The sequence below is a fragment of the Flavivirga algicola genome, from assembly GCF_012910715.1.
In the GTDB taxonomy this organism is placed as follows: domain Bacteria; phylum Bacteroidota; class Bacteroidia; order Flavobacteriales; family Flavobacteriaceae; genus Flavivirga; species Flavivirga algicola.
In genome coordinates this window covers 186,940-200,105 of the sequence record NZ_JABBHF010000005.1, presented here as the reverse complement: position 1 = coordinate 200,105, position 13,166 = coordinate 186,940, and the positions used below count along the sequence as shown (strand labels likewise).

Sequence of the window (13,166 nt, the reverse complement as noted above, 5' to 3'; positions counted from 1 at the left end):
TAAGTTTGATGCTAGAGTCTTTGTTTACTTCGTGTTTTAGAGTGTTAAAGTTGTTCATAATTATATGCATCGTTGCTAGCTGCAATAATAAAACCAATATAAGTAGCTATGAAGATGACCTAAAACTCATAAAAGAACACACCAATTTTGTTGAGCTTACCTCAAATGAAGGCAAATCCCGACTTATAATTTGCCCAAAATATCAGGGAAAAATTATAACAAGTACCTACCATGGTATGGCTGGAAAAAGCAACGGATGGCTTAACAGAAATGCTATAAACAAGCAAAATCCAACTGGAAAGGGAGTTGGTGGCGAAGACAGAATCTGGATTGGCCCATTAGGCGGACAGTTTTCCTTTTATTACCAGCAAATCAAACCATTAGATGAAAAAAATTGGCAAGTACCTAGTACTTTAGAGGACATGACCTTTAATGAATTGTCTAAAACAAGTACACAGGTACTATTAGAGGGCAACGTACAGTTAACCAACTTTAAAGGCACTACTTTTAACTTAAACATAAAACGCAATATCTCTATTTTAAACAAAAGCAATATTGAAGAAAACCTAAAGTTTAAATTAAACCCTACCGTTGACTTTGTTGCTTACAATAGCTCTCACACCCTTAAAAACATAGATTCTGTTAGTTGGAAAAAAGAAACAGGCTTAGCTTCTATATGGAGTGCTGGCATGTTTAAGGGTAGAGATAGTACTACGGTTATTATTCCTTTAAAAAACAACGGTTCTATATCCAATGTGTTCAAATACATGGGACCTTTAAATACTAAAAGATTATATATCAAAAACAAAACATTGCTTTATAGAGCCGATGGTAAGTATAGAAGTAAGATTGGAGTTCCTCACAAATTTGCTCCAGAAATTTATGGCTGCTACTCTAAAGACCAGCAGCGGCTAACCATTATTCAATACCGAAAAACAAACGACAGCCTTTATTTTAATTCGAATGTTTTTGTTCAAAAAAATCCATACCAAGGAGAAGTTATTCCTATTTACAATCATGGTACTATGGATTATTCTGCCACGGATGACATTAGTTTTTTTGAATTAGAATCTACCTCTGCCATGAAAGTATTACATCCCAATGAAACTATAACACATTTTCACAGAGTCTATCATTTCTCTGGAAGTTTTAATGAGTTAAACCATATTTCGGAAAAGCTTTTAAATTTTAACCTCAATGAAATAAAATAGTTTTATTCGATTAGTAAGATACTTATTTACAGACAAGAATCAGCCTTAACAGGATGGATTCCTGTCTTATTATTTCTCAATTAACCTAGCCTAATTATTAAGCACTTCAATGGCCTTTTCAATCCCTCCATCTGTATTATTGGTTAAATCATTATTAGACAAAAAAGGCACTTTATTTTCTTCAACTGGCCCAACACCTACGGCTTCATATATAATGCCTTTAGTATCGCTATATACTTCGTTTGACAAACCTATTAATGCACCATTTGGTAATGCATGCGTTAGTATATCTGAAAAAACACCATTGGTATTTTCGCCTACAATAGTGACATACGGTAAATCTTTTAAATATAAAGTGAAGATTTCAGCCGCACTTGCAGTTAAAGGTCCCGTTAACAAAACAATATCTTTATCAAACTGGAAATCGCCTTTTGGACCTAATGTTATGACTTGATCTTCCGTAAAGCCATTCCCTAATCGCGCCTTTTTTGAAAAAACCACACGATCTTGGTTTGTAAAACGTGATGCAATCTCTGATGAAACTTTATCAAAGCCTCCTCCATTAAAACGAATATCAATTATCAGTTTAGAAACAGCAGAATTTTTAATATCCTCCATAATTTCGTCCAATACAGAATTTAATGAAGCCAATTCATCGTTTAAATCAGTACCAAATCCTCCCATTCCTAAAATATTCAAGTATGCTATATCATCATTTATAAAACCCCATAACATATTTTCTTCTCTATCTTGTTCAAAGGTTCCATCTAGGTACTTTTCGATAATAACTTTTGCTTTTTGTTCTAAAATTTCATCCAAATCGTCTTCATCTTCTATAACAAAATCTCCATGCAAATTTGTATTCAATCTCTCAATTAAGCTTGGAATCCCAGATTCTACATAAATATCATTTTCATCATCATCAATACTCACATGCCCATCTTCAAATAAAAGTATTAATTCTTCTAGAATATCGTAAAAATTATCTTCTGTAACTTGACTACCATAATTTTTATAATTGGCCCAGTTTACACCTCTTAATTCAAAAAAGGCATAATAGTCGTTAAAAAAAGACCAAAAATGATCAAAATTAACTTTTACGTCTTCAGTATTAGAAATCTGATCTGGAAGGCAACTACTATCCAGATCGGTTAAACGGGTTAGCTTTAGTTTAGAAAGCGATATCTTTGAGATTCCAGCAAGTTCATCAGGACCAACCACCTCTAAATCAAAGCTCGATTTTTCTATACTAAAATCATTATCCAGAATTGAACACCCTGCAGAAGATGTATTGTATAGTATATTTTTATCATCTGCAATCTCTAAAATATACCCTTTGTCTGCTATCGACCAAAAGCCGTGTGTTGAATTGATAGGAGGAGGTATATGATCATCTGATTTACAGGCAAAACAGCAAAAAAATAAAAGGCACAGAAATAATCTGTTCAGTGTTTTTACGAATTTTTCTTTCTTTAAAATAGGTCGTTTCATAATCTTGATTTTTTAATTAATGACTTTTCCTACTATAGACATTTAAAAAATCAATGCGTTGCATCATTTTGCCTTAAAGTAAATTGGCTCAAAAAAGAAATTGTAAAACACTAATAAAATAAGGAGAAAGAAAAATGTTAACAACTAATTAAATGTTATTTTTTATCCAAGTAATAATAGTGAATTACCCTTAATACCTTTGTTAAAATAAATAATAGGTGTTTTATTCTCTATAACAAATGGCTTATAACTAGGGCTTGGCCTAAATTATATCTTCTAATTACCTAAATTTATGCCAGTAATCAATCTTTAGTTCCTAAAATGAAACATTTTGTAATACTACTTATTAGTTTTCTAGCATTAACTTCATGTGCCAATGAAAAAACAATTGAAATAGCTTACGATTCATCTATACCTCAAGTTGATTTTGCCGTAACAGATTTAACGAAAGCACTACATCTAAAATCTTATAAAGTAGCCAGCAATGGTAATTTTACAATTAAATTCAAACTAGAGGAAAACAGTAGCTCCTCGCAAGGTTTTAAGATTGAAAAAGTATCCGATTCTGAAATTCTTATAAAATCCAGTGATGCAAATGGTTTAATGTATGGTGGTTTAGAGCTTACCGAACTAATTAATATTGGAAAAGATATCCATTCAATTACAAAAATTAATGACAAGCCTTACATAAAGAGAAGAGGTATCAAATTTAATATTCCTTTAGATGTAAGAACTTCAAGTTTTGATGACTCTGGAGATTCTGCCCAAAATAACATTATCGATATGTGGAACCTGGAGTTCTGGGAACAATTTTTTGACAACATGGCGCGCCATCGTTACAACACCATTTCTTACTGGAATGCTCACCCCTTCTCTTCTATGGTAAAACTTGATGACTATCCAGATGTAGCATTACAAGATGTTTGTGGAACCACGATTAAACCTCAAGAAAATGGCAATTATTGGAATGTTCCAGAAATGCCAAGCAGTAAAATTATTGCTAATTTGAAAGTCCTCAAAAAAATGACCATTGACGAAAAGATTGTGTTTTGGCAAAAGGTAATGAAACATGCCAAAAACAGAGGTATTGATATATATTTTATTACCTGGAACATTTGCTTAAACGGTGCTTCTCCTCCAGGACCTAACTGGGAAAATGAAGGTCAAGTTGGGAAATATGGTATTACTAACGATTATAAAAATGAGATTAGTAAAGATTATTTACGAAAATCTGTAAAACAGTTTCTTTTAAATTATCCTGATGTTACAGGTATCGGAGTTACTGCTGGTGAAAACATGCGGACTCCCATGAACGATGATGATAAGGAAAAATGGCTCTGGGAAACGTATGGTTTAGGTATTTTAGATGCTAAAAAAACACAAACAGACAGAACCGTAAATTTTATTCATCGTTTTTGGTGGACAGATATGAAAATAGTAAACAAGTATTGGGACCATTATCCTGATCCTTTTGAGATGAGTTTTAAATACGCTAAAGCCCATATGTATTCTGCCGTCAATCCACCTTTTTACAAACCATTTGCAGAATGGATGAAAACAGAAAATTTAAAGTCATGGTGGAACCTTAGAAATGATGATATTTTTATACACCGTTGGGGAGACCCACAATTTGCCAGCGATTTTATTAAGCACTTACCCTTTGATCAAACAGCAGGTTATCATATGGGATCGGACGGTTATGTTTGGGGCAGGGAATTTATTAGTAAACAACCTGCAACTCCTAGACAATTAGAGATCGATAAGCACTGGTATAATTTTATGCTTTGGGGAAGATTAGGATATAACCCCGATATTCCAAAAAATAGATTCCAACAAATATTAGCGTTCAAATACCCGGAAACCGATGCAGAATTATTAATGAATACTTGGGCCGAAGCTTCAAAAATAATACCGCAAGTAACACGATTTGCTTGGGGAGATTGGGACTTCCACTGGCAACCAGAGGCTTGTATGGAGATTTGGAATGATTTAAAATCGGTTGATAAATTCAGAACCAATCCTACTATGGAGGGCAGTGGCATTTTAAATGTTTCAGACTATGTCAAAGCTGTTTTAAACAATAAAGACATCAAATCAATAACGCCTCTTGATGTGGTAAGCAACTTAACAACCTATTCCAGCAACGCCATTAAAAATGCTGATACATTGTTAGCTGGGAAAACTTCCGAAGAATTAAAACAAACATTGTTAGACATTAAATCCATGAGTTTTTTAGGTGCATATTATGCCCATAAAATCAATGGCGCTGTAGCATTAGAGTTTTATAAAAACAATGGTGAGGCTTCCTATAAAGAAAAAGCTATTGAGCATCTTAAAAATGCCGCAGCAAGCTGGGAAAAATATACAAATATTAATGTTCCCAGATATGAACGTCAAAACTTTGCGCGCTTAAGAACCTTTGATTGGGAAAAACAATTAGAAATCGTTAAAAAAGAAGTTGATTTTGCCAGAAACATCAAAACTTACGAAGAAGAAAAGAATTCTGACAAGAAAAAAATATAATGATCTAATCAACTTACTTTAAAGGAGTCAGCCAGCACAGAGCGTGGTCTAAATGTACTAATCTTTCAAATTGACTTAAAAGATTGCCACGACTTTTTACAAAGCCTCACATCAACGACACTGAATTGGCTTTTAATAATGTTTTAATCAATCCTTTTTGTATTGGAATTGTTTATCGAAACCTACATGCCTATAAGCGTCTGTATTAGGTAAAACGAACTGATATTCATACATTTCATCAATAGAAACATTTAGGGATTCTGCACTGAATTCCATAACATGTCCTCCAAATTTTTTATCATCTGATATGAAATGCAAGTGATAACCCGCAACATTTATATCTCCAATAAATTTAGGGCAGTAAAAGCCAACCATCGTGCCCTCTATTTCTTCTGCCTTAAAAATAGGTCTATTAGGAATCAACACATCTAAACCTTCCTTAAAAGGCGGCTCCTGTTTGTTTAAACCACCACACTTGATGTTTTTAAATTTTCCATGAATTTTGAAAGCATAAAACATGTTTTTTGAAGGAAGTTGTTTATTTATTTCAACTCTTAAAGAATCATAATTTATGGTATTAGTAATTTTAAACGATAAATCTTCATCAAAAAAAGTTGTATTTACATATACAATCTTATCGGCACCTTTTGCAATACTAACATGACCATCTTCAGTGGCCCTATAGGGAATTCCATCAAGCATAATCAACTCGCCATCCAGTTTTGTATAAGATCCTAATCCTATATCGCCTTTTGTTTTCAATTTAGATACGGTTAAGTCTCCTTCAAAAACTTTATTTACAAAAGCATACCAAATAGAATAATGGTAAAATAAATCGCGATCGATACTTGCTTTTTCAATGACGGCTGGTTCATCTGGTGTTTTGGCATCATTTATACAAGCACTGCAAAAAATAAGTGCGAAAAAAGCACAAACAGAAAGCAGCGAGGGTGTTTTTTTAAATATCATTTTTCTTAATTTATATTTTTTTAACATAAGCATAATAAGCTACATTTTCTTCACCTTTAGAGTTTATGAATTTAGCTGTAAATTTAGTTCTCCCGGATTTTAAATGTACCTTAAAATCTGCCGATTTATCAGTATTTCCTACCTGGACCGTTTCATTTATCTGATTCCCTATCATTATAGATGCCTCTGTATAATTTAAGCCTACACCCTTGGGGATATCAAATTCTAACCCTGGAAGCTCTTCTGTAGTTACCTTAGGTACAGATGTGTTTATTAACAGATCTGATTCTTTAGGATATCTTCTTAGAGAAATCTCATAATCACCTTCATGTTTTACATCAATGCTCCAATACCCCGATCCTATCTTCCCCTTTCTTATTTGAATTTGATTCCAAGGGTAATTTTCTTTATCAGAATGGACATCATGAGCCGTTAAGGTCACAGGGTTTTCCTCCTCAATACCTACTTTAAAGAAGATTTGTTCGTCGAATTTACCAGATATGCGCGTCCACCATTTTTCATAAAAATTTCGCATGTCCATTACTCTTTCTGGATATTGGGAAGCCACGTTGTCTATTTGCCCCTTATCATTCTCAATATTATAAAGTTCAGTTCCATTAATCAGTCGCCATTTATTTTGCATCACCGAAGAATTTTTCCATTTTTTTGGTATCTCCAAACGCTGCGAATCTGTAACCAACATTCTATTATTTGCACTTTCAGGATCTGAAAACATAGAAACCAAGCTTTGTCCATGAATCTCTAAATGGTCTTTAGGTAATTTTAAATCGCACAACTCAGCCAATGTTGGCAAGATATCTATTTGAGCCGTTAGCTCATTAATATCCTTTGAGATGTTAATATTCCCATCCTTCCAATGAATAAAAAACGGGACTCTGTGACCACCTTCATATTCACTTCCTTTAATCCCTCTCATTTCTGCATTAAATCCAGTAATTTTTCCATTTCTACTATAGTACCCAGAAGATGTTCCATTATCTGTCATGAAAATTAAAATCGTATTATCAGCTATATTCAATGCTTTCAAGGTGTTTCTTAACTTTCCAAAATTATCATCAACATTGGTAATCATTCCATAAAAACGTTTTTGAGTATCTGCTAAAATAGCACCACTCAAATCTTTATACATGTTATAATAGTTTACAGGAACATTATAAGGACCGTGGGGTGCATTTGTTGATATGTAGCAAAAAAAAGGAGCTTCTTTATTCGATTCTATAAACCGTATTGCTTCCTGAAAAAAAACATCTGTACAATAACCATGGTACTTAACAGGCTTTCCATTTTTAAAATATGTATCATTAAAATAATTATTACCCCAATAATCTGGTGTCTGTTGTACACCCCCTCCATAATGCATTACTGTTTCCTGAAATCCACGATCATGGGCTCTAAACGGGTAATTATCTCCCATATGCCATTTTCCAAAAGCTCCTGTTACATAACCATTTTCCGCAAACATATCTGCCAGCGTCTTTTCATCTTCTCTTAATAACGACCTTCCTCCTACGGTATGCCAAACACCCGTACTATTGGCAAATCTCCCTGTCATTAAGGCCGATCGCGTTGGCGCACAGGTTGGATTCACATGAAAATCTGTTAAATGATAACTTTCATTGTAAAATGCATCAATATTTGGTGTTTTAATGATTTGGTTTCCATGCGCTCCAATATCTCCATAACCTTGGTCATCTGTAATGACTAAAATGACATTTGGCCTTTTAGCCTTCTTTGTTTCCTCTTCACTTTTTGTTTTACAACTTGTTAAAATCAGAATGATGAGTATGGCTACTATTTTAATGGGCTTTTTCATTAAAGCATATTTTAAATCAATATTTTTCCATGGTGTTTAATTCTGGAGAGCCACCTCTATTTCCACAACCAGAAGCTATATATATGTGATTATTAAACAATACGGCTCCCGTACCATGTCTTCCTTGTAATAAAGAAGGGTATGTTATCCATGTATGGTTTTTAGTATTTAAACCTTCAACATCATTGTGTGCCTTAGTTTGACTAGCGGACTCGCCTCCTATAACCAGCACATCATCTTTATATAATAATGCTATATTACCAGCGCGTTGGGTGGGAATTTCTTTTTCTAATGTTACCCATATATTCTTTTTAATATCGTATACATCAACCTCTGCTATGGTTTCTTTAAATGTTGCACTTGGTGCTTTGGATAATCTCCCAGCTAGTACATAAATTTTATTATCGCTTTCTACAGCCTGAAAATGATCCCTTGCTCTTGGGGCATCTGGAAGTATTTTCCATTCCCCAGTTTTAAGATTATAGCTGTCTAACCATTTTTTATGTCCGCTTATATGGCCATTGCTAATACCGCATGATAAATAAACCACACCATCTTTAATAACATTGCCTGTAGAACCTCTTAACCTGTCTTTAGGAATAGGGGCACCTTTTTCCCAACTATCGGTTGTTGTATTATATGCGTAAACATTCTCGACCGGAGTTTCAGCAGGATACTTACCAGTGAGTGCGCCTATTATATATACTTTATCTTCAAATACAATGGGTTGAAAATGATGAAACTCAATAGGCGGTTGTTCCCCTAAAGACCATTTTTGAGTTTTTGTATCAAAAATGCTAATAGACCTTATACCTCTTCCTCCCAATAGATAGAACTTATCCCCTACATTTACAAAAGCTGCTTCATGTCTCGCTATTGGGGAAGAATCATCAGACGTAACAACCTGATGCCATGATTTTTTATGGTTGAAATCGGCTTGCTTATAACCTTTACAGGATAAAATAAGTAAAAACAGTAATATTAAAATCCAGTTACTTTTAAACATACTTTTAATTTTATAAATGTTAAGCTGTTAATATAAAAAATAAAACTACGTAATATACTGTTGAATGTTTATTTAATATGATCTTTAATGTATATCAAATGTATTTTTTTGAGATCATTTTTATATACATTAAAGCACATTGGCCTAAATTTCTCTTTATAACAAAGACAAATAGCCCATTTTTTTAGTTTGCAATAGTCATTTTGTAAGTGTAGATTTAAATAATGAAAAACTTCCTTGCTTATATAATCATATTTTTTCTCTTTACAAACTGTAAAATTCCCATAGCCAAAAATCATTTTATGTCAATAAATCATACTGACAAAAACATTGTATATGAAGGGAGAATAGGTAAAAATGCTGACCACACTGCTCAAGAAATATATTGGTCTGGATCATCTATTAAAATTAATTTTGAAGGTACTACCGTAAAGGCAATTTTAAAAGACGAAAACGGCAAAAATTATTTTAACGTCATTATTGACGGTACTAAGTTTGACACGTTGAGTTTAAATCCAGAAAAAAACACTTACACACTTGCTAAGGATTTACCTTCTGGAAAGCATTCGGTTGAATTGACCAAAAGAAATGAATGGACCTATGGTACAACTCTTTTTTATGGTTTTGAAATTTTAGGGACCAAAATATTACCTAAAGATGAAGAAAAATCTGTATTCATAGAGTTTTATGGCGACTCCATTACAACTGGCCATGGTAATGAAGATTATTCTGGAGATGATAAATCAGAGGGAGACGTTACCAATAACTACAATACATATGCAGCAATGACAGCTCGTAATATCAATGCAGAATATTCTTGCATTGCCAGAGGAGGCATAGGTATTATGGTAAGCTGGTTCAATATGATCATGCCTGAAATGTATTATAGATTAAATCCTAATGATGTGAACAGCAAATGGGATTTTTCTAAAAAACAAGCAGATATCATGGTTGTTAATTTGTTCCAAAATGACTCCTGGATTCTAAACCGACCAGATTATGTTGAATTTAAACAAAGGTTTAAAGATCAAAAACCTAATGAAAAACAAATAATAAAGGCCTATGGAACCTTTATAAAAACGCTTCGAGAAAAAAACCCAACAGCCAGTATTGTATGTGTGCTTGGAAATATGGACATCACTAAAAAAGGATCTTTATGGCCAGAGTATGTTCAAACAGCAATTAATGCACTAAATGATAAAAAAATCCATACCTGTTTTGTGCCATATAAAAATACTAAAGGACACCCAAAAGTTGAAGAACATAAAGTAATTGCAAAAGCCCTAACACAATTAATAAAAAGCAAAATAATGATTAATTAATATCCAAAAACCATGATCTATTTCAATCAAATTATTTTTTATTTAACAAATCATTTATACCATCATTAAATAAAAAGCACTCTTATTCAACATAATAGCAAATAACTCCAACAGCACAAAAAGAATAAAAACCCATTTGTTATATAGTTTTCAACATTCGACACGTCATAAAACCTAATAAAATTAGACTTTAGCAGCAGAAATTATGAGTGTATTTAAATAAACTCTAACCATAAATCATATTAAATAAAATACCTTATGGCTTTTAAGCAAAATCATTTATTATTAATACTTCTTCTTATTTTTTTAGTCTCTTGCGGATCAAAAAATGACAAAAAACTAGCTGAAGTAGTTGAGAAAGACTCCCTCCTGGTTTTCCAACCCAACTGGGAATCTATTAAAAAACATTACAAGGATCCTGAGTGGTTCAACAATCAAAAATTTGGAATATTTATACATTGGGGGGTTTACTCTGTTCCCGCTTTTGGATCAGAGTGGTATCCGCGTCGTATGTACATGGATACAGCAACATTTACTGCCCAGTTAAATTTGCAAAAAGAAGGTCCCAATGCTTCTTATCTTCATCATAAAGAAACATGGGGAGATCAAAAAACATTTGGTTATAAGGATTTTGTACCTATGTTTAAAGGAGAAAAATTTAATGCTGCAGAATGGATCGACTTATTTAAAAAATCGGGAGCTAAATATGTGGTTCCTGTAGCGGATCACCATGATGGGTTTGCCATGTACAAATCGAATACCACACGTTGGAATTCTGTAGATATGGGACCAAAAAGAGATATTTTAGGGGAACTCTTTAAAGAAGGTAGAAGTAAAGGCTTAATTATGGGAGCTTCATCTCATTATGCTTTTAATTGGTCTTTTTATAATAAAAAAGATCATTTTGACACTACAGATCCTGAATATGCAGATTTATATTCTCCAAAAGGAAAAGATCTAACCGAGCCAGTTTCTGATGAGTTTAAGAAAAAGTGGTGGGATAGAACGGTAGATTTAATTGATAATTACCAACCAGACATCCTTTGGTTCGATTTTTATTTAGATATTCCAGACTATAAGGATATGCGTCCAAAAATTGCCGCTTATTATTATAATAAAGGAATAGAATGGGGGAAAGAGGTTGTACTTCAAGACAAGAATTTCGATCATGATGCGTTTCCTGAAGGTACCGTTATTTATGATTTAGAAAGAGGAAAACTACCTGGTATTAGAAAGTTGCCATGGCAAACAGACACCTCAATAGGTAAGAATTCATGGAGCCATGTATCCAACTGGGAATCTAAAACTGCTAATCAATTAATTGATGATTTAGTAGATATCGTATCCAAAAATGGAAATCTTTTATTAAATGTTGGTCCTAAAGCTGACGGTACCATACCAGATGACCAAAAAGACATTTTGTTGGAAATAGGTAATTGGCTATCAATTAATGGAACGGCCATCTATGACACCAAATATTGGAAAGTATTTGGAGAAGGCCCAACTGAAGTTAGTAAAGGACATCACTCTGAAGGCAACAATAAAGAGTTTACGGGACAGGATATTCGTTTTACACAAAAAGACGGGAAACTATATGCCATTATGATGGCCTGGCCTGAGAATAACAAAGTTAGTATTAAATCAGTTAAAAAGACTGAAGATTCTGTTACCCAGGTTAAAATGCTTGGAAGTAATGCAGAAATAAAATGGTCCCAAAATGATGATAGTTTAACAGTAGAAATGCCTCACGAGAAACCTTGTGATCATGCATTTGTACTAGAAATTACCATGTAGTAAAACTTATAGTTTATTTAGTTTTTTGTTTGTTTAATTAAAAGGGTGTATTTCAATGCACCCTTTTTCGATATAAAAAAGGGAATCCCTCTTCTACATATATTTAACTTTTTTATAATGTTGAACATAAACTTTAGGAGACATTAGCATAAGTGCCTTGAACCTCCTATTAAAATTAGAAATATTGTTAAAGCCAGATTCATAGCATACTTTAGAAATATTTTTATTTCTTTCCATTAAAAGTTTACAAGCATAGCCAATTCTAACTTCATTCAAATATTCTGAAAACGATTTACCATTTACCTTTTTAAACAGCCTACTAAATGAAGATGGATTCATACAAGCTATTTTCGCAACATCAACAAGCGTTATTTGTTCTTTAAAATTGTTAAATATATACTCATAGGCCTTGTCTAAATTTCTATGGCTTCCTTTATTGAATGAGTTTATAAACCCTTTACTTGCTAAAAGTTGAAAAGTTTCACAATGAGCCAAATCATTTAAAATATCAATAAAACGCATCACTCTATGAAACCCATTAAGGCTTGAAAGTGTCTTTATTTTGTCTACTAATTTCGAGCTAATATTCAAGAATTTAATGCCATACTTAGCCTTTTCTATTAAATCTAAAATGGGTTTCATTTCATTAATTTTAAAAAAATCACTCCCAAGAAAATCCTGTTTGAAATGAATGGCAATCGCTTCGGCCTTTAAATTAGACGATGCTTCAAAATATTCATCGTCATTTAACCACATATGTGGCAAATCTTTACCAATGAGTACCAAATCACCCTCATCGAATTTAAGAATGCTATCACCAACAAACCGGGTTCCTTTACTTTTAATAGACAAAACCAATTCTAACTCCCTATGATGGTGCCAAATTTTTAAAAAATACGGATAGTTGTGATGCGTAACAGTAAAAGTATTGTTATTTAAGTCACTTCTATCTATAAAATGGAGCTTCATTTTAGCATTGTTTATTGATCTTATAATGCAATAATAGCCCAAATATT

9 protein-coding genes are annotated in these 13,166 nt (G+C 32.9%); 4 read left to right on the top strand and 5 right to left on the bottom strand.

Annotation, left to right across the window (positions count from 1 at the left end; translation table 11 throughout):
• Window positions 1-50 precede the first annotated feature (50 nt).
• Complete coding sequence (locus tag HHX25_RS10420; protein WP_169672883.1) at window positions 51-1,211, top strand: DUF6786 family protein; 1,161 nt, start codon at window positions 51-53, stop codon at window positions 1,209-1,211.
• Between the two features lie 90 nt (window positions 1,212-1,301).
• Here HHX25_RS10420 and HHX25_RS10415 read toward each other — a convergent pair whose 3' ends face one another.
• Window positions 1,302-2,702 (bottom strand): S41 family peptidase, encoded by a 1,401-nt coding sequence (locus tag HHX25_RS10415; protein WP_169672881.1) that lies wholly within the window; start codon window positions 2,700-2,702, stop codon window positions 1,302-1,304.
• A 321-nt stretch (window positions 2,703-3,023) separates the two neighbouring features.
• On the opposite strand from HHX25_RS10415, the gene HHX25_RS10410 reads away from it, so the two are divergent.
• Complete coding sequence (locus HHX25_RS10410; RefSeq protein WP_169672879.1) at window positions 3,024-5,225, top strand: carbohydrate-binding family 6 protein; 2,202 nt, start codon at window positions 3,024-3,026, stop codon at window positions 5,223-5,225.
• Window positions 5,226-5,372: 147 nt separating this feature from the next.
• Here HHX25_RS10410 and budA read toward each other — a convergent pair whose 3' ends face one another.
• The 3 genes from budA to HHX25_RS10395 are packed head-to-tail and all read right to left on the bottom strand — an operon-like array spanning window position 5,373 to window position 9,034.
• Window positions 5,373-6,194: an acetolactate decarboxylase gene (gene budA, locus HHX25_RS10405; protein ID WP_169672877.1), complete on the bottom strand. Its 822-nt coding sequence runs from the start codon at window positions 6,192-6,194 to the stop codon at window positions 5,373-5,375.
• 10 nt (window positions 6,195-6,204) lie between these two features.
• Window positions 6,205-8,028, bottom strand: a complete 1,824-nt coding sequence (locus HHX25_RS10400; protein WP_169672875.1) for an arylsulfatase — start codon at window positions 8,026-8,028, stop codon at window positions 6,205-6,207.
• A gap of 16 nt (window positions 8,029-8,044) precedes the next feature.
• Window positions 8,045-9,034 carry a Kelch repeat-containing protein gene (locus HHX25_RS10395; RefSeq protein WP_169672873.1) on the bottom strand — a complete coding sequence of 330 codons (990 nt, stop codon included), beginning with the start codon at window positions 9,032-9,034 and terminating at the stop codon, window positions 8,045-8,047.
• A gap of 302 nt (window positions 9,035-9,336) precedes the next feature.
• Here HHX25_RS10395 and HHX25_RS10390 point away from each other — a divergent pair, with 302 nt between their 5' ends.
• Together HHX25_RS10390 and HHX25_RS10385 are read left to right on the top strand one after the other, a co-directional pair.
• Window positions 9,337-10,356 carry an SGNH/GDSL hydrolase family protein gene (locus tag HHX25_RS10390; protein ID WP_205958029.1) on the top strand — a complete coding sequence of 340 codons (1,020 nt, stop codon included), beginning with the start codon at window positions 9,337-9,339 and terminating at the stop codon, window positions 10,354-10,356.
• A 258-nt stretch (window positions 10,357-10,614) separates the two neighbouring features.
• The gene (locus tag HHX25_RS10385) at window positions 10,615-12,150 is read left to right on the top strand and encodes an alpha-L-fucosidase (protein ID WP_169672869.1); all 1,536 of its coding nucleotides are present in this window, start codon (window positions 10,615-10,617) and stop codon (window positions 12,148-12,150) included.
• 93 nt (window positions 12,151-12,243) lie between these two features.
• On the opposite strand, the gene HHX25_RS10380 is transcribed toward HHX25_RS10385, so the two are convergent.
• A complete protein-coding gene (locus HHX25_RS10380; protein ID WP_169672867.1) occupies window positions 12,244-13,119 on the bottom strand; it encodes an AraC family transcriptional regulator in 876 nt (291 codons plus the stop codon).
• Window positions 13,120-13,166: the final 47 nt, after the last annotated feature.